The following is a 23,056-nucleotide window of genomic DNA, read 5'->3' on the forward strand; positions in this document are numbered from 1 at the left end:
TCCCTCCCGGTCTTTCAATTATCTAGTCCTTTAATGAAACAGTCCTTTCCCTCCCGGTCTTTCAATTATCTAGTCCTTTAATGAAACAGTCTTTCCCCTCCCGGTCTTTCAATTATCTAGTCCTTTAATGAAACAGTCCTTTCCCTCCCGGTCTTTCAATTATCTAGTCCTTTAATGAAACAGTCCTTTCCCCTCCCGGTCTTTCAATTATCTAGTCCTTTAATGAAACAGTCCTTTCCCCTCCCGGTCTTTTATTCCCCCTTCCAATGAAATAATCCCTTCCCCCTCTCTTAATCCCAAATCTACACCCTTCTTCTCTGTTCATTTTGTTCATTCCTCCATTCCCCCCACCTCCCCCTCGCCATTTCTCTGAACAAAATAAAATTCCCTAAATTCACTCCGCAAAATCTACCCTTTTATGAATCGTATCACCCTTGTCGCCACCGGCGCCCTGCTCTCTTTCGCAGCCTGCCAGTCCACCGACAAAAACAACCACCAGCTTGTCCAGCTACAAGCCCAGACCTACCTGGATGGTTACAACAAACAATTCCAGGACCTCATCTACAAAGACAACCTGGCCCAATGGACGCTGAATACCCGTATCGTAAAAGGAGACACCGTAAGCCAGCAGCTGGCAGATGCTGCCGATAAGGTGCTGGCTGAATATACCGGTAGCAAAGCAAACATTGACTCTGCGCAGAAATACCTGCAATTAAAAGAACAACTCACTCCCTTACAAATAAGGCAGTTCGAAGTCATCCTCTTCAACGCAGGCAATAACCCCGCTACCGCCGGCGATATCGTAACCCGCCGTATCAGCGCCACCAACAAACAATTATCTGCTCTCTATGGATTCAAGTTTACCCTCGATGGCAAACCCGTTACTACCGGACGTATCGATGAAATACTGGAATCTTCCAACAACCTGCAGGAGAGAAGAAAAGCATGGACCGCCAGCAAAGAAGTCGGCAAGACTCTAAAAAACGGACTGGATTCACTGCAGTTCCTGCGAAATGCTTCTGTTACACCATTGGGTTACAAAGACTTCTTCGACTATAACGCCCGCGAATATGGCATGAGCGAAGATGAAATGATCAAACTGACCCGCCAGTTTGTAACAGAAATATGGCCGTTGTATAGAGAACTCCATACCTGGGCACGTTATACCCTCGCTGAGAAATATAAACAACCCGTACCTGATTATATTCCTGCCGACTGGTTGCCCAACCGCTGGGGACAAGACTGGTCTTCTCTGGTGGATGTAAAAGGGCTGAGTATCGATTCTATCCTCAAAGTACATGGCGCTGAATGGATGGCACATCAGAGTGAAGACTTTTACAAGAGCCTCGGTTTCGATGCACTGCCACCTGTATTCTGGGAAAAGAGTAGCCTGTACCCGGTACCTGCAGATAGCCCGTTCACCAAGAATAACCACGCTTCTGCTTGGCATATGGACCTGGATAAGGATGTGCGTTCTTTAGAAAGCATTACCCCTACCACCGATTATTGGAGTACAGTATTACATGAATTCGGACATATCTATTATTATATGTCTTACAGCCGTCCGGAGATCCCCGTAATTTTGCGCGGTGGTGCGAATAGAGGCTTTCATGAGGCTTTCGGAACCATGATGGGATTAGCTTCTTTACAAAAGCCTTTCCTTGAAAATCTGAATTTGATTCCTAAGAATACGACGACCAATGATACACTGAAATTGTTAAAAGAAGCATTGAGTTATGTAGTGAGCCTGCCATGGAGCAGTGGGGTGATGACAGAGTTTGAATATAATCTGTATGCAAAGAAACTCCCGAAAGATCAGTATAATCAGGCATGGTGGAAACTGGTAAAACAATTCCAGGGGATCGTACCGCCTACGGAGAGAGGAGAGGAGTATTGTGATGCGGCGACCAAAACGCATATCAATGATGATCCCGCTCAGTATTACGATTACTCTATTGCGAGTGTACTGGTATTCCAGTTTCATGCTTACATTGCTGATAATATTCTGCACCAGGATCCACATGCCACTAACTACTGGGGAAATAAAGCCGTAGGTGATTTCCTGAAAAAGGTAATGAGCCCGGGAGCCAGTATTGATTGGAGACAACAGCTGAAAGATGACCTGCATACTGATATGAGTGCGAAGCCAATGGTCGCTTATTTCAGTGTATTGATGGATTATCTGAAGAAAGCAAATACCGGTAAAAAATATACATTGCCGGCACAACCTGTGTTTGAATAAACACTTAAATAACGCGCAGGAAACACACCTGCGCGTTATTTAAACAAAACTAACAATAGACCACAACGCCGCCCCTGCAATCAACACCCACAACACAACCCCCTGCACAAACGGCCTGATCCCCACTGCCCTCAACACATTCGCATTCAACCCACACCCAATCAAAAACAACGTCAGCGTCAACCCTGCCTTAGCAATATCTACCACATAATGACCATATTCCTGCACAATAGGTATATACGTATTCAACACCATCGCCACTATAAAGAATCCTATAAACAAAGGTATCTTCACCTTCTTCTTATCAACAGAACTCAACAAAGAAAGCGGGATGATCCATAACGCCCTCGCCAACTTTACCGTAGTTGCCACCTGCAGGGCGGTTGTTCCATACTTACTGGCAGCCCCTACTACAGAACTGGTATCATGTATCGCAATCGCACTCCACAGTCCAAACTGTGTCTGCGTAAGATTTAACAAATGTCCAACAAAAGGAAAAAGAAAAAGCGCGAAAGAGTTTAAGATAAAGATCGTTCCCAGTGCCACGGATATCTGTTTTTCTTCAGCTTTGATAACAGGAGAAATCGCTGCTATCGCACTCCCTCCACAAATCGCCGTTCCCGCAGATATCAGGTAAGATATCTTTTTATCTATTTTTAACAATTTTCCAAGCAGCGTTCCGAATACTAATGTACCTGCAATAGACGCTATGGTAAACCACAACCCCTGACTCCCCGCATGCATGGCACTCGTTACATTCATCCCAAATCCCAATCCTACTACTGAGATCTGCAATAACAAATGGGTCGCCTTATGATTTAAATGTAAATATGGATGCCCGACAAACTGGGCAATGACGAACCCCATCAATAACGCTACTGGCGGCGTGATGAGCGGTGTAAGACAGAATACGAATGCCAGCAGAAAAATGACTTCCCTTGTCGTAAGACTAACTGTCCGGTCTAAAAATGTTTTGTTCCCTGTTTCCATTTGCCCACAAATGTCCGGCGAAGTAATGGCAAATGAAAATCGAAAATGGTAATGGGTTATAACTTTATGTTATGCAAAAGGGGCGATAAAAAGACTCTTTTTATCACCCCTTTCTACTTAAAAAAACACTATTTCACGACATCTTCCAATTCTACATCTTCATTGTTATCACTGTCCTCCTGCAGCAGCACATCCTGGATATTTGACTTATCCTGGTGCCTGTTGCCATCCTCTTTTCTACCCCTGACCTTCGCTATCTGTGCTTGCAGCACATCTACACACTCATTCACAGCAGGTTCAAAGTGAGGACTCACTTTCTTTACAAAATGATCCTGACCGGGTACTTCCAGCCTGATCTCACAATAATTATTTTCAGGCGTACTATCCGGCCCTTTATATAATGTAACGTTTGCTCTTACGATTTTGTCTGTTTTTAACGTGTTCAGCTTTTCACGGATATATGACTCAAGTGCATTACTGGCTTTAAATCCGAGGGATTGAATAATAATATCCATAGTTCAATATTTTTAATGAAGTAACTACAGGAATTGTGCCAGATGAAATCAGGCAAGCAACTGATGCCGGTTAGAGCACTATCATAATCCGGTCCGCCGGTGAATGACAATCTCAAAATGCAGGAGATGCAGTTCATCAATTATTTCATGTCATTCATGTAACGGCGGCGGGAAATAACCCGCGTTTTGCGTAACTTCAGATAGATGCGTAACTGGTTCTACAAATACAAACTTTACCACATCCCCTTCTGGATGCTCTACCAGTTTATATGGTGGACAGTGGCTGTGGGCAACCCCATCAAAGCAGCGACCATCATCTTTACCACCACCATGTTTCCAAAGTATTTTACCTATGTATTCTGGGAAACATTGGCTGTGTATTTCAATTTATATTTTCTATTGCCTAAGTATTTTGAAAAGGGAAAATATACGACCTATGTCATTCTGCTGGTAGTGACGACGTTGTTAACAGCAGGATGTATCGTACCAGGGTATTACCTTACCGCTTCGCTGGCAGGTACGACTGTGAAGGAACTCTTTCATACAGATAGTTTCCTGAGCATTTTATTCGCCAATTCCCTGCCCAGCGCTATTGCTGCCATGACCCTGGCTATGAGCATCAAACTGGGTAGAAGCTGGCTGCAGACCAGGCGAAGAGAACAACTACTGGAAAAGGAGAAACTGGAAACCGAACTGAATTACCTCAAGTACCAGTTTAATCCCCATTTCCTCTTCAATACCATTAATTCCATCTTCTTCCTGATCCATAAGAACCCGGACATGGCCTCTGCCTCCCTGGCCAAATTCTCTGACCTGCTCAGGCACCAGTTGTACGAATGTAACGATAAGCAGATCCTGCTGAATAAAGAAATTGCTTACCTTGAAAATGGAATAGAACTGGAAAGACTGCGGCAGAACGCCAATGTAGAGGTCGATATCCAGTTGCCGGCCCTGTACGATGCCAGGCTGGGCATTGCCCCGTTTATATTGATGACCTTTGTAGAGAATGCTTTTAAGCATGTATCAAAGCATGCTGATCAGCAAAACTGGGTGCAGATTGAGCTGCAGATAAACGGTCAGGAACTGCAATTGGCCGTGGCAAACAGCGTATCCGGTGCTGAAAGTGAAGAAGTCGTGCATTACGGAGGTATCGGATTGAAAAATGTACGGCGCCGGCTGGACCTGATGTATCCCGGTCAGTATAACCTGACAGTAAATAGCAATAGCACCACTTTTACCATATTACTTACTTTACAATTGTCCATATTGCAAAGTATGCCGATCATGCATAAAATAGCCTGAAAACGATGATAAACTGTGTAATCATAGATGATGAACCCCTGGCCCGCGAAGGGATGGCGGACTATGTGAAAGAAATCGATTTTCTGCACCTGATCGATACCTGCGAAAACCCGGTAGCGCTCATGAAACTGATGGATCAGCATCCCGTAGACCTGATTTTCCTGGATATCCAGATGCCAAAGATGAACGGCATCGATTTTCTGAAGATCATCCAGAAGCCACCTATGGTGATTATCACAACGGCCTATCCTAGCTATGCGCTGGAAGGATTTCAGCTGAATGTAATGGACTACCTGCTAAAACCTATCACTTTTGACCGTTTTTTTAAGGCCGTAAGCAAAGCGAGGGAATACCACCAGCTCGTAAACAGACCTACGGTACAGAAGGCCGAGGTTGCTACTGATTATTGCTTTATCAAGTGCGGCAGCAAGTATGAAAAGATCCATTTTGAGGATATTTTGTATGTAGAAGGCATGCAAAACTATATCACCATTTATACCGTGAAAGGGAAGTATGTAACGTTACTCTACCTGAAAAACCTGGAACAAAATCTCGATAGCAATGCATTTATCCGGGTGCACAAATCTTACATTGTGGCCATTGATAAAATTGAGGCGATAGAAGGGAATGAGATCTTTATTCAGCAACACAGGATCCCTATCAGCAGAAATTACAGGGAACAGGTGATTGAACAGGTGGTGTCAAATAAATTGTGGGATAAGATCCGTTTTTCGTAAAATGTTAGTGCAATTACTCCATACGAATCAGGAACTACTATGGATCGCAAAGGTGTAAACCTGACTCCATCACTGCAAAGATGTAAACCTGACTTCATGACCGCAAAGGTGCAAACCTGACTCCATCACTGCAAAGATGTAAACCTGACTTCATGACCGCAAAGGTGCAAACCTGACTCCATGACTGCAAAGGTGTAAACCTGACTCCATCACTGCAAAGGTGCAAACCTGACTCCATCACTGCAAAGGTGCAAACCTGACTCCATGACTGCAAAGGTGTAAACCAGACTTCATCACTGCAAAGATGTAAACCTGACTTCATGACCGCAAAGATGCAAACCAGACTCCATGACTGCAAAGATGTAAACCTGACTCCATGACCGCAAAGGTGCAAACCAGACTCCATCACTGCAAAGATGTAAACCTGACTTCATGATCGCCGGGAATAACCCATTCTAAAAACCTGGTCAATAGGACAAATCTTTATGACAGGCATTCATTTCTGCGCATTCCGGAACCTGCTATACCCTTACTGGCAGAGCTTGTGCCAGATATTCCAGTTTCTACTAATGAATCATAAAATGTGATACATCCAAACTGAACATTGCATCAGGCATATTGTTTGGTAATAATAAGCGACTTAACTTAGTTGAATGCCTGAAAGAATTGAAAGTTTTGCAAGAGACATTGAGAAAGTACAACAGATTGCTATCGTACCATCCCTGTTGGAAGTGATTTGCCGTACAACCGGTATGGGGTTTTCTGCAATTGCCCGTGTTACAAAGGATAGGTGGATTGCCTGTGGGGTAAGAGATGAAATTAATTTCGGTCTGGTACCCGGTGGTGAACTGGAAGTGGGCACTACCATCTGTGACGAAATCAGGGATAGCGGAAAGGCCGTGGTAATAGACCATGTAGCAGAAGATCCCTTGTATCGCAATCACCATACCCCTAGAATGTATGGCATACAGAGTTATATCTCAGTACCTATCATCCTGAAAAATGGTGAGTTTTTCGGTACCCTCTGTGCCATCGATCCCCGCCCGGCAAAATTAATAGAACCTAAAATAGTCAATATGTTCCAGCTCTATGCTGAGCTGCTGGCATTTCATTTGCAAAGCCAGGAAACCATACTTGAAATGAGCAAACAACTCAAGGAAAGTATCGAAGAGAACAAACAATACCAGTTTATTTCCCATCATAATTTACAGGAACCTTTGCGCAAGCTCCGTTTATTCAGTGATATCCTGATTGATGCGGTGGATAAGAATATGGTAGATAAAGCAAAGGAATATGCTGTGCGGATTAATAACAATGCACAGCGGGTATCCATGATGATCCGTGACCTGTCAGAATATTCCGGTTTGAATGATAGCAAGATCCTGTATGAATCCGTGGATCTGGATAAGGTGGTGCGTGATGTTTGTATACAACTATCCGTTCAGGGGGCTGTGACAATCGGGCCGCTCCCTGTAATTTCAGGGATTAATTCCCAGATTGAACAGCTATTTTACCACCTGATCCACAACGCAGTGAAGTTTGTTGCCCGTGAGCGGCCTTTGCAAATTGACATCAGCGGAGAGGAAGTAGTACTGAAAAAACGCTATATAGCTATCAGGGTGGCAGATAATGGAACGGGGATTGAAAAACAGGACATGGAAAAGGTCTTCGACATCTTTTCACATATGCAATCCGGCGTAGGACTGGCTTATTGCAGGAAGATCGTCCGCAATCACGGTGGTGACATCCAGATAGATTCCACACCGGGAGTAGGAACGACCTTCACACTATTATTACCTTTGGAGAATTAGAAATTAAAGAGGACGTGGTAGCTGATGATGTTATGATCTTCACCCGTTATACCCAACAGATAACCTGCACCTAGTTCTATGTTTTTCCTTCTGTATGTCCTGCCTACAGCCAATCTGATACCTGCACTGAACGCGGCGCCCGTAGAGAAGGGTGAGCTGGTACCAATACTTTTGGTTTCGTTGAACTGGTAAACTTCATGATAATAACGCAGCTGTACACCATAGCCTGCACCCACAAAAAAACCGAACCGGGCAGGTGCCTTCTGGGATGAACCCGCACCATAGGCAAAGTTGAATAGTACTGGCAGTTGTACGATCACGCTTTGCCAATCGTCTATAACGATTGTATCATTTGAATTCTGAGAGAAATAAGTAGACGCATAACCCACCCGGAAAGGTGCCGTAATGGATAAAGCATATTTCCTGGTTTCCAGGAATGTCACTCCCGGTGTATAGGCAATTCCAATGTAAGGATTGTTGCCAGAATAATTAGTTTCGTCATGTAATATGCTTATCCCCAATCCATTGGTAAAATGTTGGGAATGGCAGGTTAAAAATGCGGTTACGCAGAAAAGGGATATAAGAAGACTTTTTTTCATAGGATCTATTGATTTACAAATGTATAAAATAAATATCTATTGGTTTTGTCCAATTCAGAAACCCCCGTTTGTTATAAGGGCAAAATCTCAAAATCATGAAAAATAGACTGAACTATTTTAAGGGAGCCAACAATCCCCTGCAAGCTTTAAGTGGTTTTGCCCCCTATCTGGCAAAATCTCCACTTGACAAATCCTTATTAGAATTGATTTATTTTCGGGTATCGCAAATTAACAGTTGCGCCTTCTGTCTGGATATGCATACAAAAGAACTGCGTGCTATGGGTGAAGAAGAACATCGTCTGTATGTAATGGATGCATGGAGAGAAGCCCCTTTTTATTCAGACAGAGAGCGGGCGGCCCTGGCTTTTGCAGAAGCCCTCACCAAAGTGAGCACAGGTAATGTATCTGATGAAGTATATAACGCCGCTGCTGCACAGTTTTCAGAAGGAGAACTGGTAGACCTGGCCATTGCTATTGTGGCGATTAATGGTTACAACCGTTTGAACATCGCATTTGGTTCACCCATGCCGGTAGGCACTTATAAAGTCGGCCAGTTCGCCGAAAAAAATTAATGTTATGAATGAGTTCTTATTGATCTTCAGAAAAGACAATTCTAAAGAAGCACAACCTTCTCCCTCAGCATTACAGGCGAGTATCAAGCCCTGGCAGGAATGGCTGGGTAAACTGGATGCCGAAGGCGCCCTGGTAAGTCATGGCAACCGCCTCAGACCCGAAGGTGCTGTGATCAAAGCGGGTAAGATCGTTACAGACGGACCATATCCGGATATCAAGGAATCCATTGGTGGATTTGTGATCATCAAGGCCATAGATCTGGCGGCTGCCACTGAGATCGGGAAAGACTGCCCGGTTTTAGATGCCCCCTGGAACGGATTTGTGGAAGTACGTATGCTCTCCAAAGAAGTGTGATGGAAGATCAGGAGCTGCTCCCATATTTATTCAGGACAGAGTACAGGAAGATCATTGCTGTACTCTGTCAGCTATTTGGTATTGCACACATTGAAACGGCTGAAGACATTGTGAGTGATACTTTCCTCTCTGCCACGGAATTGTGGAGTGAGCAGGGGCTTCCCCCAAACCCTGTGGCATGGCTGTATACCGTGGCCAGGCGCAAAACGCTGAACCATATAAAAAGAGATGCGTTATTTGCAAAGAAGATAAGTCCGGAGATCAGGAATGCAAGTCAGGATATAACAGAGATGGATATTGATCTGTCAGATCAAAGTATTCATGATAGTCAGCTGGCAATGATTTTCACAGTTTGTAACCCGGGTATTCCCGAGGAATCGCAGGTAGCGCTGGCATTGAACCTGTTGTGTGGCTTTGGCGCACAGGAGATAGCGGATGCGTTTCTCACCAATAAAGATGTCATTTACAAAAGACTGCAAAGGGCTAAGGACAAGCTGAAAGCAGATCATATTGCTATCACCGCTCCTTCCGCCGAAGCAGTGCATCACCGTTTGGATACGGTGTTGACTACATTATACCTGTTATTCAGCGAAGGGTATTATTCTACCTCGCAGAATACCACCTTACGGAAAGACCTTTGTCTGGAGGCGATGCGGCTCACTTATTTACTGGCTTCGCATGTGCCCACAGCTGTGCCTGCGGTGTATGCATTGTTGTCACTAATGTGTTTTCATGCATCGCGGTTCGAAGCAAGAGCGGATCAGCAGGGAGAGATGATCTTATATGAAGATCAGGATACGAACTTGTGGGACCACGAGCTGATTGCGAGAGGAACGTATTATTTGAACCAGGGTGCAACGGGCAATGTATTGACCAAATATCATTTAGAAGCAGGCATTGCTTACTGGCATACGCACAAGGCAGATAGCAGGGAGAAATGGGAACAGATATTACATTTATACGATCAGCTGGTATTGATGGAACCTTCTCCTATTGCTGCGCTGAACAGGATCTTCGCATTGGCGAAGGTAATGGGCAATGCAACAGCGATAGAAGCTGCTGCATTGTTACCATTGAAGGATAATCATTTTTATTATGCCTTGTTAGGACATTTATATACACCACTGGATCGTACACAGGCCATGGTGCATTTCCGGAAAGCCTTGTCACTGGCCATCACTGCGGCTGACAAGGAGGCTATCAGAAAGCAGATGCTGTAGCTGTTTTATTTTAGCTGGTGTGTGCAGTGACTTTCTCAGGTCTGTTACGCTCAAATTACCGGACCTGCTTTTGTACAGGAAGGTTTTAAAAGGGTATTCATGCAGGCGTTCGCTGTGTGCACTTGCGAAAAGGTCAAGTTGCGCTTTGATTGTGGGCAGCGAAGCATCGAGGTCTGTTAAATAAGAGCGTTTATTATTCAGATAATCCTTTATAGCAGGCGATTCTTTGTACGCCAATCTATCCAGTTCTTTTTGAATAGCACTTATTTCCATGTTATCCCAGTCTTTACTTTCCAGAACCGGTATTTGCCATTGTGCCTGTTGTTCTTTCCAGTGATCTTTTTCAACTTTTACCTGGTGGATGATAAAACCGGGAAGCTCGATGGCGGTGAGGTAACCACCATGACAGGCGCCGGTATCGATGCCGTAGGTATTGTTGACGATGCGGGGGAGATGGCCGGTGACAGAGTGTCCATAGATGACGGGTTTGGTACCGGTATAATGATCTGTCCAGTATGCGGAGGTGGTAACGCCGGTATGGCGACCTGTCTGGCCGGCTGTATCTTTTGTCGTCTTATGTTCCGTCTCTGTTGTTGTCTGGCCGGCTGTATCTGTTGTCGTATCTGTTGTCGTCTTACATTCCGTCTCTGTTGTTGTCTGGCACAGCTTATCTTTTGTCACTCCCTGACCAGCATATTTCTTCTCCAGGTATCTCTCACCGGCAGTCGTGCCACTCAGTACATCCTGTCTTTGCACATGCAGTGGCAGGTCATGTTCCATAGCCGCATGTACGATGATCGCATCGTCTGTTTCAAAATAATAAGGCAGTGTCATAGCCCAGGCCAGGAAATGAGGGTATTGCTCACCCATCTGTATTTTCACAATTTCCTGTGCGTAATTATGAATGCCTTGCAGGTGTTTTCGTTCATGGTTACCCATGAGTGTAATGGTATTAGGGCGATCCATAAAGTACTGCCATACTTCTTTGGATGTATTGCCACGGTCTACGAGGTCGCCCACTGAGATCAGGAGATCTTCGTCCCGGAGGCCGGTTTTTTCCAGTAGGGTCAACAGCTCATGGTAGCAGCCGTGGATATCCCCCACAACTATTGTTCTTTTCATGTCACAATATTATTTGCGAATAGCGTAGTCTTTCTGCGTATTTCTTATTTTGCAGTATAACTTTTTACAGGGAATGAGATTTGTAACTTTACTATTGTTATACTGTACATTGGGTGCAAAGGCCCAAACCATTGTATCCCATGCATTTGGTGATGCGCACAACCCCGCTGTTATTTTTATGCATGGTGGCCCGGGCAGTAATGCTATTAATTTTGAATCTACCACCGCCGCAAAACTCGCAGCACAGGGATTTTATGTGATCACTTACGACCGGAGGGGAGAAGGTCGTTCTGTGGATGCGAAGGCGGCGTATACCTTTCAGCAATCTTATGATGACCTGAATAACCTGTATAAACAATACAATGTGAAAAGAGCGACCCTGATCGGGTTTAGTTTTGGAGGGATCGTAGCTACGGGTTATACGGCAAAATATCCTGCACAGGTGCGGGCATTGGTGCTGGTGAGTGCGCTGGTGGATTTGCAGGAGACATATAAAACAATCATTGCCTCCTGTAAAAAGATATATACTTCCAATAATAATACAGCAGGTTTAAAAGACCTGACCGCATTAGCAAAACTGGATAGTAGTTCCATTGAATTCAGGAGAGGATGTTTTAAACAGGCTTCTAAAAACGGTTTCTTTGCTACACCGAACAGAACGCCTGCTGCACAGGCGATTTATAAACAACTGGATGCGGACACCTTGTACCAGCATTATGCAAACCTGAACAATGATACCCCCGGCAATGAGTTTTGGAAACATGAAAAGTATTCTACCATCAATAACCTGCCTGTTCTCGAAAAAATAGTGAAACAGGGAGTGCCTGTGTTTGCCATGTATGGTATGGATGATGGATTGTATTCACCTGGGCAGATAGATGCACTAAAGGCAGTGATAGGCGTTAATCATGTGCTGTATTTCCGGGATGCGGCGCATTATTTATACAATGATCAGCAGGTGCATTTCCTGGGTGGTATGCTGGTGTTTTTATCATATTAGTTACCTTTGGCGATATGGAGATTACGCAGCGTCAACGGACTTTATTACTCTACATCCTGGAATGTGTAGCAGGCACGGCGATTGGATTTTACCTGTACCGCGTTTATCCTACCATCGGTGCCTGGGCCCTGATCTCTATTATTCTGGTATTGGCGCCAGACAGGAAAGATGCGATGACACTGGCTAAGACCCGTATCAAGGCGAACCTGGTAGGGGCTACCATTGGATTGACGATCTTCTTTATCCACCCGGTAAATCTGTTGATGATGTGTATAGGAGTCACCCTTTCCATCATCGCCTGTGAATTACTGAAATTACAGCCTGCTACCCGATCGGCGGCAATTGCCGTATTGATCATCACCATGCATGAACCGGGTAAATACTTCTGGGATGTGGCATTGGAGCGGGGAGGCGGGGTATTGGCAGGTTGTGTGATCGGGATGCTCATTACCTGGATCTTTCATACAGTCATTATCCGTTCTAAAAAAGTGATACGAAAAATAGGAAAATGAAAATAGCTACTTATAATGTGAATGGGGTGAATGGCCACCTGGCAGTATTACTCCGCTGGTTGACAGAAACAACGCCGGATGTGGTGTGCTTGCAGGAGCTGAAAGCGCCACAGGAAAAGTTTCCGGAAGCCGCGATCCTCGAAGCAGGATATACCGCCATCTGGCACGGACAAAAGAGCTGGAATGGGGTGGCAATCCTGTCTCGCATCGGCAAACCTGAAGAAGTAAGAAGAGTGTTGCCCGGTGATCCTGAAGATCTGCATAGCCGGTATATAGAAGCTGTTGTAAATGGTATCACCATTGCATGTTTGTATCTGCCAAATGGAAACCCGGCTCCGGGACCAAAGTATGATTATAAGTTAGGATGGTTCAAGCGGCTGCATGCACATGCACAGGAATTGATGGACAGTGGTAAACCTGTGATTATACTCGGTGATTACAATGTGATCCCTACGGAGAAAGATGTATATAAACCTGCCAGCTGGGTCACTGATGCGCTCTTTTTGCCACAAACCCGTGAAGCGTTTGAGCTACTGAAGTCGCAGGGGTGGACAGATGCATTACGGAAATTATACCCGGAAGAAACCATCTATACCTTTTACGATTATTTCCGTAATGCGTATGGTAGAAATGCGGGTTTAAGAATAGATCATTTTTTGGTGAGTCCGGATGTAGAAAAACGATTGATATCCGGCGGCGTGGATAAGGAAGTGAGGGGATGGGAGAAGACAAGCGACCACTGTCCGGTATGGATTACAATAACAGACTAATATGAATATTAAATCCTTATTACCGTACGATCGTTATACCCTGACTACCAGATTGAATGAGGGGGAAGTGAGGCGGAGACTGGAAGCCAATGTGGCTCCCCCAAAGAAACCTTTTAGCTTGTTGGTACAGCGTTATGGGCTAAAAAAGAATACGACGGACAAGCCTTATGTAGGTGTGGTAGTAGGCCCTCATTTTGAAATAGTGAGAGTGATTAACTACAAGAATTCTTTTCTGCCGGTTACCAAAGGGGAGATGAGTAATTTTCTTGGGCAGACGGAGATAAAGGTGAAAAGTAGTCCTCATCTGGCCGTCATGATATTTTCAGGCGTCTGGTTGTTCATGGTATTGGTAGGTTGTGTGGCGGTATTGGGAGCATCTATCAATGATGGGTTTGAGCCTGTGATGTTAATACCTTTTGGGATGTTTGTATTTGGCTGTTTACTATTTACAATTCCTTATAAGTTGGAGGCGAAGAAGACGAAGCGATTTCTGGCGGAGTTGCTGGAAGCTGAGGAAGTTAAAGAAGGTTAAAATGCTATTTGGGAAGTGTATCATTATAAATTTAGTCAAGCCGGCCCCAGGACCCTGCTTTACCTTTTGATTCGTTGCACTTTTAGTGATATATAGTTAGCCGAAGATATTTGAATACCTTACCGGAAGAATAATTTAAATTATACATGATAGCCCGTACACCCACACCACCCTACTACGCAGTTATATTTACATCACTCAGAACGGAGGTAGAAGAAGGTTACAAAGACACCGCTACCCTGATGGTAGAACTGGCGCAGGCACAGCCAGGATATTTGGGCGTGGAGTCTGCACGCGATGGAGTGGGCATTACCGTTTCTTATTGGGAGAGCCTGGAAGCGATCCGTAACTGGAAGCAACAGGCGGATCACCTGATTGCGCAGCAGCTGGGGCGGGAGAAATGGTATGCGCAGTATAAGACGAGGATTTGCCTGGTAGAAAGAGATTATGGTTTTGATAAAGAATAATATATTTTATGAACGTTGATGGCTAGTCGTATAGCAGTATGAGTGGTCTGAAAGGCTTGAATTAAGTTCCGACATTTGACTTTATAAATATTTACTATACTATGAGGGTCTTATTGCTGCTTTCTTATCTAACGGTAAGTTCGTTATTTTGTGCTGCGCAGGTGCCTTTGCCTGCAAAAAATCTAAGTATTTTCGGAAGGGGGATGTATCCGGGGGATGATTCTACCTATGCATTATTGCAGGAGGCGGGTTTTAATACCGTGTTGTTATCCAGCTTTTATATTCATGGAGATGGAGATCTGTATTCCGGGGATGATAATCAGCATCCCGTGATCCATGATGGAAAGTGGGTAGGGGATACGGCTTACCTGAGAAGGGTCGCAGCGTTAAAGAAGGGGGCGAGGATTGAGATCCTGCTGGAAGGAAGATGGTACAATCAGCCACCGAATACGTTTGATTTTATGAGAGATTGGGTAGATTCAACTAAACAGGTACCGGGTGTGGTGACAGGAGTGGGTGATAACAGTACATTGTTTACCATTTGTAAAGTGTTGAAAGAAGTGGTGGGTGCCGATGCATTTTGTATAGATGATGAATCCGTGTATGATAGTCATTCTATCATAGAGATGGGTAAGATAGCGGCGCGGTTAAAAATGCATATGACGTTGTGTCCGTTTAGGGTGAATGAGTTTTGGAGTACTGTGTTGAAGAATACAGATCCGAAGGTAGTGGACGCGATTTATTTGCAATGTTATGATGGAGGAAGGAATGCAAATCCCGGCTTGTGGAAGAATGCAATGAAGCCAGTACAGCCGGTGTATCCGATATTTATGTGCAGGGGAGCGTTTAGTACTTGTGGCACATCGCATAATAGTAAGACGGTGGAGGAGATAAAAGGAGAGATGACCAGGTTTAAAAAAGACTATCCTGAGATGAGTGGTGCAAGTATCTGGCAGATGGCGGATGTAAAGAATTTTGTAAAGAATAATTGTGCGGTGGTGGACCCATCATCCGGTACAGCAAGATCAGTAAAAGAGTTTTTGGCGCAGATAAAAGGGGCTTTATCAACAGGCCTTTAAGCTGGCAACACGGTTTTAAACTGGCAACACGGTTTTAAGCTGTCAACAGGCCTTTAAGTTGTCTACACACGGTCTGTAAGCTGTCTACACGGCTTTAAATAAACTACAGGCTTTTTAAATGGCCTGCTGCTACAGGCCATTTAAAAAGCCTGTGCCTAAATACAAAGGCCGATTGCGTAGCAATCGGCCTTTGTATTTAGTTTATTAAATCACAGAAAATACTCTTCAATGCTATATTGTTTCCTCTACAGAAGAGACAAATTTCCAGATTATGGAAAGAATGCTACCTATGCCAGAATAAAATTTATTGAAAATCAATTAGTTGTGATGTTTTTGCCCATTGGCATCCATTTCGCACTATACTATACAGAGAATGAGAAATAATCAAACCTTTTTCCAATTGGAACACACCGGGGTTCTTTAGAACCCCGGGGATTGTTCCTCAGATGACAAACGACGAAGCTAAAGCCTTACATAATTAATGCTGACTGTTTGGGGGAATGCTAAAGAGGAGGGAGCGAAAGCTTCCTCCATCTTTTTTTAAGCCCTTTTAGAAAGTCTTTATTCAGAAAACACTTTTTTGAAAATCTCTTTTCAGAAAGCCCATTTCAGAAAATCTTTTATTCAGAAAACCTCTTTTCAGAAAGCCTTCATTCAGAAACTCACCACCAGTTTACCAAAATGTCCACCGCTTTCCAATTCCCTGAAAGCCCTTTCCACCTCCTCAACAGCAAACACCTTATCAATCACTGGCCTGATCCCCGCTTTCAACAACCCCTTAAAACTCTCCCTGCTACCTACCGCAAATCCTGCAATCCGCTTAAAATTCAGGTTCAGATCTCCATACACATCCAGCGTAATCGTAGACCCTGTCAGACCACCGGCAGTACATACCAGTCCATTCACCTTCACTGCCTGCAATGATTGACGAATAGTATCCTTACCGCCTACATCCAGGGTCACATCTGCCCCGAGTCCTCCAGTAAGTCTTAACACCTCGTCCTGCCACTGCGGATGGGTGTTGTAATTGATCACGGCATCCGCACCTAATTCTTTTAACCGAACAGCCTTCGCATCAGAACTGGTCGTTGCTATGACCCTGGCCCCTGCCTGACGGGCTATCTGCAAGGCAAACATCGATACCCCACCAGTGCCCTGTACCAACACCGTTTGGCCCAATTGTATTTTGGCAATATTGATCAGCCCTTCCCATGCTGTCACCCCTGCTACCGGCATGGTCGCCGCCTCCTCAAAGGAGAGGGAATCGGGGAGTTTTACCAGGCCATAATCAGGCACTGTTACATAATCCGCCATCAAACCCTGTGTCTGCCAGCCAATACGTACCGCATCTTTTAATGGAATTCCATCCCCTGAAAGAAAATTCTGTACATAGGTCAGCGCTACCCTGTCACCCACCTCCCATTCACTCACCTTTTCACCCACTGCTGTTACTATTCCCGCGCCATCGCAACCAGGTGTATATGGGAAAGGAAGTCCGGTCGGGAAGTCACCCTTCACGATCATGAGGTCCAGAAAATTCAGCGATACTGCTTTAATATTCACCACCACTTCATGTGCAGCCGGTTGGGGGATGCTTGTAGTGCCTACCTTGAGTGCTTCAATTCCTGTTTTGTCTAACTGTACGATTCTGTTTTGCATATCCTTATTTTTGTATTGCAAAGTTGAAACCGTACGGAACGAAAGTCAAGTACCGGGAATTTAATCACCAGGTGATAATTTAATCACCTTTTAAGGTCTGAAACATGTATACAAGGAAAATCCCCCGTTTATATAATTGTTCGCTGGAAGTGACGATGGAAGTAATGGGCGGAAAATGGAAGCCGTTTATCATCTGTTACCTGCAGCAGGGTCCAAAACGCCCCAGTGAACTGCTCAAAATGATCAATGGCGCCAGCAAACGGGTGATCAGTCAGCAGCTGAAAGAGCTGGAAGACCATGAAATTGTCGCTAAGAACGTGTATGCCGAAGTGCCGCTGCGTACGGAATACTACCTGACCGACTTCGGAAAGGAGCTGTTACCCGTCGTATTGATGATGGAGCAATGGGGTAGAAAGTATCAGCCGCACCTGGAAAATAAGCGGACTGCCTGATTCAAATTTTCACAAAATTTTTACATTTAAATGTTGTGAGTTTACTAAATTGGCAGCCGTTTCATTTTAATAGGTAAGTAAATAACAATTATTTCAACCAGTATATAATTTATTATTTATTAATCTCGAATTGGCAATGTCAGCTACTACAACAAAGCATCAGCGCCGGATGACGCGCAGTCTGTATTTATTCGTATTATTATTCAGCAACCAGGTCTGGGCACAAGCAGTCAACAAATCTTCTCCACCGTTCACTGCCAGATTGATGAACATCGAGGCCGCGGCCAACACCACGTTTAACTACAATACCAAACTAAAAAACGTTGCGCCCGTATCCAGGGTATTCCAGCTCTTCGCAGGATTGCCTCCCGGATGGAACGCGAATTTTAAGGTGGAAGGAATGTCGGTGACTTCTGTAAACATTGATTCTAACAGAACCGCAGATGTTTCCATCGAAATCGTTCCTACACTGGATACCAAACCAGGTAAGTACGAAATCCCTATAACCGCACTGGTCGGCTCAGATTCCCTGAAACTAAACCTGGAAGCGGTGATCAAAGGTACCTATGGCGTTACCCTGACCACCCCCAGCGGCAAACTGAGTGAAGATGTAACGGAAGGCAGTACGAAAGAACTGCAACTGGTCATTAAAAACACAGGCACCATCGCACTGGACAACCTGGATCTCTCTGCACAGAATCCGTCTCAATGGCAACTCACCTTTGCGCCTGCTAAGATCCTCCACCTGGAAGCCGGTGCCGACACCACTATCGTAGCGACCCTGCAGGTGCCAGACAAAACACTGGCCGGCGACTACATGACCAACGTTACCGTAAGGAATAACAATGCCAATGCGAAAGCAGATTTTCGTATCACCGTCAAAACTTCTGTATTGACAGGCTGGCTGGGTCTGGTCATTATCCTGATCGCCCTGGGCGCTGTTTATTTCCTTATCCGTAAATATGGCAGGCGATAGTACATTATGGAACAACCAATCATAGAGATACATGGGTTATCCAAAACCTATGGGTCTTTGAAAGCCGTTGATAATCTCAACCTCACCATTCAGCAGGGAGAGATCTTCGGACTGCTGGGACCTAATGGCGCCGGAAAATCTACCACTATATTAATGCTGCTGGGGCTCACAGAGCCTACAGCTGGTACCGCACATATCTGCGGATTGAATGCTTCCCGCAATCCAATTCCCGTAAAGCGAAAGGTGGGTTACATGCCGGACAACGTTGGGTTTTACAACGAACTCTCTGCTCTGGAAAACCTGAAATACATCGGCCGGTTGAATGGCATTCCCGAAGATGAAGTGGAAACTGCTGCCCGGGAAATGCTCATTTCCGTGGGCCTGGAAGCCGCCATTCACAAGAAAGCCGGCACCTTTTCCCGGGGTATGAAACAGCGACTGGGACTGGCAGATGTATTGATCAAACGCCCGGAAGTGATCATTCTCGATGAACCTACTTTGGGAATTGATCCCGCAGGTGTAAAAGATTTTCTGGAACTGATCAGAAGGCTGAACCAGGAGCAGGGCATCACCATCCTCTTATCTTCTCATCACCTGCACCAGGTACAACAGGTATGCAGCAGAGTAGGCATTTTCGTAGGAGGACACCTGTTAGCCGACGGAAGTGTGGAAACACTGGCCGCTAACCTGTTCAAAGCAGATCCGCATGTAGTACAGGTCACGCTGCAAACCGCAGCAGGAGTTTCGGAACAGGACCTGCTGCAATTGCCGGGTGTAACAAAAGTAAACATCGTGGATGCCGCTGTGGAAATTTCCGGGCAGGCAGACATTACCCCCGACATTGTACGATACTTTGTACATAAAGGGTATGATGTAACCGGCGTGCAAAAACGGACGTATGGTCTGGATGAGATTTATCAACGTTATTTTGAAAATAATTTAAAGGAAAACGAGGTACAAAATGAAAAGTCTACTGGCTTATTCCAAAGGTCATTCCTTGGCAGGTTCAAAAAGCGTTAGTCCTTTTTGGGTCATGGTAAAAAAGGAGGTGGCTGACCAGGTGCATAGCTGGCGGTTCATCATTATGGCCCTGTTGATCCTGCTCACCTGGATAGGATCGATGTATGTTTCGTTGTCCAATATCAGGGCGGCGATGGAGAATGTACGGGAGCATGATACCGTGTATTTTTACCTGAAATTACTGACTACAACAGACCGGTCATTACCACCATTTCATGTATTCATCGGTTTCTTAGGACCTTTGCTGGGCATTGCATTAGGCTTTGATGCGATCAATGCTGAGCAGAGCAATGGTACGCTGATCCGGTTGATGGCGCAACCTGTTTACAGAGATTCGTTGTTGAATGCAAAATTCACCGCTTCACTGATCGTAGTGAGTATCCTGTTCTTTTCGCTGAACATGCTGATGGTAGGCGGGGGCATGCTGATCACCGGCGTACACATAGAAGGCGCTGAGTTTGTACGCATACTTTGCTTTGTAGTATTGAGTGTAATTTATGTGGCGTTCTGGCTGAACCTCTCCATTCTATTATCAGTGAAGTTTAGGCAATCGGCTACTTCGGCATTGACAGCGATTGCCATCTGGTTGTTCTTTACGGTGTTTTATCCTATCCTGGTACAGATTATCCTAAAAGGCATTTTGCCTGATCCGAATAGTCTGAGTCCGGAGCAAATGGTGATCTACAACCAGATCAGGCACAACTTCCTGCTTGTGGTACCAGGTCAGATGTATGCAGATGGAACGACAACGTTGTTAATGCCGGTGGTAAGGAGTATGGGACCTTTGTCGATGGAACAGATGGCGATGGCGGTGCCGTCACCCTTGCCATTGAGAGAGAGTCTGTTGATCACATGGCCGCAGGTAAGTGGGCTGATAGCGGCTACCGTGGCTTGCTTTGCCGTGTCTTACTGGTTGTTTATGAGAAGAGAAATCAGAACTTAATGGTTGTCATTGTTTTGCATCAACCTTCTATAAGCTTCCTTCGACTGTTGTTCGATTGTTGTTCGACCGTTGTTCGACGCTTCTTCGACGCTTCTTCGACTGTTCTATAACCTACTACTGATTTCCAAACTGTTATAATAAAAAAAAGAGAATGTATCATAAGTAACAGGGAGGCCATGAGAATGGCATGTATGAGAATTCTCTCCATCTGGTACCCGAAAAAAAGGGGCCGTATCTTATTTTGAGGCGGCCCCTTTTCTCTGAAAATGGTTTTCATCCCCCGTTGGTGAATTCCCTCTTTCATGACTTTTTTATTGTATATTTCATTTGAATACCTAATATTCATTTATCTCTCAAAATTAACCGGCATGAAAAGAACCCTTCTGCTACTTGGCCTATCCGTGCTCACACTCCTGCACGGCTGTACAAAGCCAGAATCTGAGCAAAGACTATCAGGTTCCTCCACGTTTAAAGCTGTCACCGCCGCCAGCACTTCGGTCATCTTTACAAATCCTTTACCATCACTCGACAACGGTAGTTACTACGATCCATGGGTGATTAACATCGGCGGGTATTTTTATTATTGTGGTTCCGACGGCGGGCGTTTATGGATTACAAAGTCGGCTACACTCGAAAACCTTTTACAGCAGACAAAGACTTACATTTTCACACCACCATCCGGCACGGGATATAGCGGGGAGCTCTGGGCGCCTGAGCTGCATTACCTGAATGGCAAATGGTATGTATACTTTGCTGCAGATGATGGTACAAATGCCAACCACCGTATGTATGTACTGGAAGGTGGTACGGATGCCAGCAATCCATTGAACGGCACCTACAGCTACAAGACGAAGCTGAATGCCACTACTGATCGTTGGGCAATAGACGGCCATCCGTTTGTATACAACAGTCAGTTGTATTTTGTATGGTCAGGATGGGAAGGTACGACGAACGTATCCCAGTACCTCTACATCGCGAAGATGAGTAACCCTTATACCATCGATGGGGAGAGGGTGGAAATATCCCGACCAGATTATTCATGGGAGCAGGTAGGCACACCTACGGTGAATGAAGGGCCTACTTCCCTGATCAGCGGCAGCACGGTGAACATTATTTATTCTGCAAGTGGCAGCTGGACGAATGATTATTGTTTGGGACGGATCACCTGTACAAACGGGAACCTGTTGTCCAAAGCTTCCTGGACAAAAAATTCAACGGCTGTATTTTCTAAGTTCGGGAATGTGTATGGTCCGGGTCATGCTTCTTTTGTGAAGTCACCGGATAATATCCAGAACTGGATCGTGTACCATGCGGCAAACAGTGATGGCAGTGGATGGGATAGAAGAGTGATGGCGCAGCAGTTTAGCTGGATAGGAGATGTACCTTTCTTTGGGTATCCGATAGAAAAAGGGATACCGGTACCTGCGCCTTCAATCGGACCTGCTTATGCAATGCCCATTGCGAATGGCACTTACCGGATCAAATCAAAAGTGACTTCACAGTGTGTGGATGTACCGAATGCCGCTTCTACAGCTGGTTTACAGATCCAGGAGTATACGGATAACGGAACGAATGCACAGAAGTGGGTGTTTACCTCATTGGGCAATGGGTATTATACTATTACAAGTGTGGCGTCAGGGTTGAACCTGGATAATGCAGGTGCGTCTACAGCTGCGGGGAATATTCTGATACAGTGGACGGACAATGGGAATGAGGCGCAGCATTGGAGAGTACAGGATATGGGTGGTGGATATTATAAACTCATCAATCAAAGGAGTTTGCTGGCGCTAAATGTACCGTATAGTAACCAGACCCCGGGTACGAAATTGGAGCAGTGGTATGAGAATCAGTATGACGCGGAGTTGTGGCAGATCATACCATAAAGTGATTTATGTAGGGAAAGGGATGTATCATTAGTACCAGGAAGACAATGAGAATTACATGTACGAAAATTCTCTCCTTCAGGTGTACCCAAATAAAAAGGGGGCGTCTCGAAGTTTTGAGACGCCCCTTCCTTTTTGTAAAAAAGATCGTCCCATAATAACTAATGTCTTTTTAATTGAATAGTAGTTACTTATAAATCCTGTAGTCGTTTTGTAGTCGCGCTTGTAGTCCTACTGTGACCATGGTTATTTGGAAAGATACCCTTGCTCCCGGACATTTGTGCCTACAAATTCTTTA

General features: G+C 45.0%; 23 protein-coding genes. 18 read left to right on the top strand and 5 right to left on the bottom strand.

What is annotated here, in order from left to right:
- Positions 1 to 418 precede the first annotated feature (418 nt).
- Positions 419 to 2,242, top strand: a complete 1,824-nt coding sequence (locus QQL36_RS19370) for a M2 family metallopeptidase (RefSeq protein WP_321566472.1) — start codon at positions 419 to 421, stop codon at positions 2,240 to 2,242.
- Between the two features lie 39 nt (positions 2,243 to 2,281).
- Here the strand turns inward: QQL36_RS19370 and QQL36_RS19375 are convergent, their stop codons facing one another.
- Positions 2,282 to 3,232: a YeiH family protein gene (locus tag QQL36_RS19375; RefSeq protein ID WP_321566473.1), complete on the bottom strand. Its 951-nt coding sequence runs from the start codon at positions 3,230 to 3,232 to the stop codon at positions 2,282 to 2,284.
- Between the two features lie 128 nt (positions 3,233 to 3,360).
- Positions 3,361 to 3,747 (bottom strand): HPF/RaiA family ribosome-associated protein, encoded by a 387-nt coding sequence (locus QQL36_RS19380; protein ID WP_321566474.1) that lies wholly within the window; start codon positions 3,745 to 3,747, stop codon positions 3,361 to 3,363.
- A gap of 204 nt (positions 3,748 to 3,951) precedes the next feature.
- Between QQL36_RS19380 and QQL36_RS19385 the strand changes: the two genes are divergently transcribed.
- The 3 genes from QQL36_RS19385 to QQL36_RS19395 all read left to right on the top strand — a co-directional run bounded on the left by QQL36_RS19385 (position 3,952) and on the right by QQL36_RS19395 (position 7,597).
- Positions 3,952 to 5,049: a sensor histidine kinase gene (locus tag QQL36_RS19385; protein WP_321566475.1), complete on the top strand. Its 1,098-nt coding sequence runs from the start codon at positions 3,952 to 3,954 to the stop codon at positions 5,047 to 5,049.
- Between the two features lie 5 nt (positions 5,050 to 5,054).
- The gene (locus QQL36_RS19390) at positions 5,055 to 5,786 is read left to right on the top strand and encodes a LytR/AlgR family response regulator transcription factor (RefSeq protein ID WP_083727031.1); all 732 of its coding nucleotides are present in this window, start codon (positions 5,055 to 5,057) and stop codon (positions 5,784 to 5,786) included.
- Positions 5,787 to 6,439: 653 nt separating this feature from the next.
- Positions 6,440 to 7,597, top strand: a complete 1,158-nt coding sequence (locus QQL36_RS19395) for a sensor histidine kinase (RefSeq protein ID WP_083727033.1) — start codon at positions 6,440 to 6,442, stop codon at positions 7,595 to 7,597.
- Here the strand turns inward: QQL36_RS19395 and QQL36_RS19400 are convergent.
- Complete coding sequence (locus QQL36_RS19400; protein ID WP_321566476.1) at positions 7,594 to 8,196, bottom strand: outer membrane beta-barrel protein; 603 nt, start codon at positions 8,194 to 8,196, stop codon at positions 7,594 to 7,596. The genes QQL36_RS19395 and QQL36_RS19400 overlap by 4 nt on opposite strands.
- A gap of 95 nt (positions 8,197 to 8,291) precedes the next feature.
- Between QQL36_RS19400 and QQL36_RS19405 the strand changes: the two genes are divergently transcribed.
- From QQL36_RS19405 to QQL36_RS19415, 3 genes are read left to right on the top strand one after another with little or no spacing between them, the layout of a single operon-like run.
- Positions 8,292 to 8,768, top strand: a complete 477-nt coding sequence (locus QQL36_RS19405; protein WP_083727037.1) for a carboxymuconolactone decarboxylase family protein — start codon at positions 8,292 to 8,294, stop codon at positions 8,766 to 8,768.
- 4 nt (positions 8,769 to 8,772) lie between these two features.
- Positions 8,773 to 9,123 (top strand): YciI family protein, encoded by a 351-nt coding sequence (locus QQL36_RS19410; protein WP_321566477.1) that lies wholly within the window; start codon positions 8,773 to 8,775, stop codon positions 9,121 to 9,123.
- Complete coding sequence (locus QQL36_RS19415; RefSeq protein WP_321566478.1) at positions 9,123 to 10,343, top strand: RNA polymerase sigma factor; 1,221 nt, start codon at positions 9,123 to 9,125, stop codon at positions 10,341 to 10,343. Before QQL36_RS19410 ends, QQL36_RS19415 begins: the two co-directional genes overlap by 1 nt.
- On the opposite strand, the gene QQL36_RS19420 is transcribed toward QQL36_RS19415, so the two are convergent.
- Positions 10,290 to 11,465, bottom strand: coding sequence for a metallophosphoesterase (locus QQL36_RS19420; protein WP_321566479.1), 1,176 nt, complete (start codon positions 11,463 to 11,465; stop codon positions 10,290 to 10,292). The two genes, QQL36_RS19415 and QQL36_RS19420, sit on opposite strands and share 54 nt — an antisense overlap.
- Positions 11,466 to 11,538: 73 nt before the next feature.
- Between QQL36_RS19420 and QQL36_RS19425 the strand changes: the two genes are divergently transcribed.
- The 6 genes from QQL36_RS19425 to QQL36_RS19450 all read left to right on the top strand — a co-directional run bounded on the left by QQL36_RS19425 (position 11,539) and on the right by QQL36_RS19450 (position 15,825).
- Entirely contained in the window at positions 11,539 to 12,465 is a 927-nt protein-coding gene (locus QQL36_RS19425) for an alpha/beta hydrolase (protein ID WP_321566480.1), read from the top strand.
- Between the two features lie 14 nt (positions 12,466 to 12,479).
- Entirely contained in the window at positions 12,480 to 12,977 is a 498-nt protein-coding gene (locus QQL36_RS19430; protein WP_083727047.1) for an FUSC family protein, read from the top strand.
- Positions 12,974 to 13,747 carry an exodeoxyribonuclease III gene (gene xth, locus QQL36_RS19435; protein ID WP_321566481.1) on the top strand — a complete coding sequence of 258 codons (774 nt, stop codon included), beginning with the start codon at positions 12,974 to 12,976 and terminating at the stop codon, positions 13,745 to 13,747. The genes QQL36_RS19430 and xth overlap by 4 nt, the downstream gene beginning before the upstream one ends.
- A 1-nt stretch (position 13,748) precedes the next feature.
- Entirely contained in the window at positions 13,749 to 14,279 is a 531-nt protein-coding gene (locus tag QQL36_RS19440; RefSeq protein WP_321566482.1) for a hypothetical protein, read from the top strand.
- 146 nt (positions 14,280 to 14,425) lie between these two features.
- On the top strand, positions 14,426 to 14,746 hold the full coding sequence (locus tag QQL36_RS19445) for an antibiotic biosynthesis monooxygenase (RefSeq protein WP_321566483.1): 321 nt from the start codon (positions 14,426 to 14,428) through the stop codon (positions 14,744 to 14,746).
- 101 nt (positions 14,747 to 14,847) lie between these two features.
- Complete coding sequence (locus tag QQL36_RS19450) at positions 14,848 to 15,825, top strand: hypothetical protein (RefSeq protein ID WP_321566484.1); 978 nt, start codon at positions 14,848 to 14,850, stop codon at positions 15,823 to 15,825.
- 654 nt (positions 15,826 to 16,479) lie between these two features.
- Here the strand turns inward: QQL36_RS19450 and QQL36_RS19455 are convergent.
- Entirely contained in the window at positions 16,480 to 17,484 is a 1,005-nt protein-coding gene (locus QQL36_RS19455; RefSeq protein WP_321566485.1) for an NAD(P)-dependent alcohol dehydrogenase, read from the bottom strand.
- 104 nt (positions 17,485 to 17,588) lie between these two features.
- Between QQL36_RS19455 and QQL36_RS19460 the strand changes: the two genes are divergently transcribed.
- The 5 genes from QQL36_RS19460 (at position 17,589) to QQL36_RS19480 (ending at position 22,758) form a co-directional block, all read left to right on the top strand.
- Positions 17,589 to 17,936 (top strand): winged helix-turn-helix transcriptional regulator, encoded by a 348-nt coding sequence (locus QQL36_RS19460; RefSeq protein ID WP_083727057.1) that lies wholly within the window; start codon positions 17,589 to 17,591, stop codon positions 17,934 to 17,936.
- Between the two features lie 136 nt (positions 17,937 to 18,072).
- A complete protein-coding gene (locus tag QQL36_RS19465) occupies positions 18,073 to 18,912 on the top strand; it encodes an NEW3 domain-containing protein (RefSeq protein ID WP_083727059.1) in 840 nt (279 codons plus the stop codon).
- Between the two features lie 6 nt (positions 18,913 to 18,918).
- A complete protein-coding gene (locus QQL36_RS19470) occupies positions 18,919 to 19,932 on the top strand; it encodes an ABC transporter ATP-binding protein (protein WP_321566486.1) in 1,014 nt (337 codons plus the stop codon).
- Between the two features lie 13 nt (positions 19,933 to 19,945).
- Positions 19,946 to 20,875: an ABC transporter permease gene (locus tag QQL36_RS19475; protein WP_143709012.1), complete on the top strand. Its 930-nt coding sequence runs from the start codon at positions 19,946 to 19,948 to the stop codon at positions 20,873 to 20,875.
- A gap of 368 nt (positions 20,876 to 21,243) precedes the next feature.
- The gene (locus QQL36_RS19480) at positions 21,244 to 22,758 is read left to right on the top strand and encodes a family 43 glycosylhydrolase (protein ID WP_321566487.1); all 1,515 of its coding nucleotides are present in this window, start codon (positions 21,244 to 21,246) and stop codon (positions 22,756 to 22,758) included.
- Positions 22,759 to 23,056: the final 298 nt, after the last annotated feature.

Source organism: Chitinophaga sp. LS1, assembly GCF_034274695.1.
Taxonomy (GTDB): Bacteria; Bacteroidota; Bacteroidia; order Chitinophagales; family Chitinophagaceae; genus Chitinophaga.

Bases quoted from the DNA above. Each gene is read 5' to 3' on its own strand.
- QQL36_RS19375 (WP_321566473.1), bottom strand. From the start codon at position 3,232: ATGGAAACAGGGAACAAAACATTTTTAGACCGGACAGTTAGTCTTACG.
- QQL36_RS19460 (WP_083727057.1), top strand. From the start codon at position 17,589: ATGTATACAAGGAAAATCCCCCGTTTATATAATTGTTCGCTGGAAGTG.
- QQL36_RS19430 (WP_083727047.1), top strand. From the start codon at position 12,480: ATGGAGATTACGCAGCGTCAACGGACTTTATTACTCTACATCCTGGAA.
- QQL36_RS19380 (WP_321566474.1), bottom strand. From the start codon at position 3,747: ATGGATATTATTATTCAATCCCTCGGATTTAAAGCCAGTAATGCACTT.
- QQL36_RS19420 (WP_321566479.1), bottom strand. From the start codon at position 11,465: ATGAAAAGAACAATAGTTGTGGGGGATATCCACGGCTGCTACCATGAG.
- QQL36_RS19455 (WP_321566485.1), bottom strand. From the start codon at position 17,484: ATGCAAAACAGAATCGTACAGTTAGACAAAACAGGAATTGAAGCACTC.
- QQL36_RS19465 (WP_083727059.1), top strand. From the start codon at position 18,073: ATGTCAGCTACTACAACAAAGCATCAGCGCCGGATGACGCGCAGTCTG.
- QQL36_RS19425 (WP_321566480.1), top strand. From the start codon at position 11,539: ATGAGATTTGTAACTTTACTATTGTTATACTGTACATTGGGTGCAAAG.
- QQL36_RS19445 (WP_321566483.1), top strand. From the start codon at position 14,426: ATGATAGCCCGTACACCCACACCACCCTACTACGCAGTTATATTTACA.
- QQL36_RS19415 (WP_321566478.1), top strand. From the start codon at position 9,123: ATGGAAGATCAGGAGCTGCTCCCATATTTATTCAGGACAGAGTACAGG.
- QQL36_RS19475 (WP_143709012.1), top strand. From the start codon at position 19,946: ATGGTAAAAAAGGAGGTGGCTGACCAGGTGCATAGCTGGCGGTTCATC.
- QQL36_RS19470 (WP_321566486.1), top strand. From the start codon at position 18,919: ATGGAACAACCAATCATAGAGATACATGGGTTATCCAAAACCTATGGG.
- QQL36_RS19405 (WP_083727037.1), top strand. From the start codon at position 8,292: ATGAAAAATAGACTGAACTATTTTAAGGGAGCCAACAATCCCCTGCAA.
- QQL36_RS19395 (WP_083727033.1), top strand. From the start codon at position 6,440: ATGCCTGAAAGAATTGAAAGTTTTGCAAGAGACATTGAGAAAGTACAA.
- QQL36_RS19410 (WP_321566477.1), top strand. From the start codon at position 8,773: ATGAATGAGTTCTTATTGATCTTCAGAAAAGACAATTCTAAAGAAGCA.
- QQL36_RS19480 (WP_321566487.1), top strand. From the start codon at position 21,244: ATGAAAAGAACCCTTCTGCTACTTGGCCTATCCGTGCTCACACTCCTG.
- QQL36_RS19385 (WP_321566475.1), top strand. From the start codon at position 3,952: ATGCGTAACTGGTTCTACAAATACAAACTTTACCACATCCCCTTCTGG.
- QQL36_RS19440 (WP_321566482.1), top strand. From the start codon at position 13,749: ATGAATATTAAATCCTTATTACCGTACGATCGTTATACCCTGACTACC.
- QQL36_RS19390 (WP_083727031.1), top strand. From the start codon at position 5,055: ATGATAAACTGTGTAATCATAGATGATGAACCCCTGGCCCGCGAAGGG.
- QQL36_RS19400 (WP_321566476.1), bottom strand. From the start codon at position 8,196: ATGAAAAAAAGTCTTCTTATATCCCTTTTCTGCGTAACCGCATTTTTA.
- QQL36_RS19450 (WP_321566484.1), top strand. From the start codon at position 14,848: ATGAGGGTCTTATTGCTGCTTTCTTATCTAACGGTAAGTTCGTTATTT.
- xth (WP_321566481.1), top strand. From the start codon at position 12,974: ATGAAAATAGCTACTTATAATGTGAATGGGGTGAATGGCCACCTGGCA.
- QQL36_RS19370 (WP_321566472.1), top strand. From the start codon at position 419: ATGAATCGTATCACCCTTGTCGCCACCGGCGCCCTGCTCTCTTTCGCA.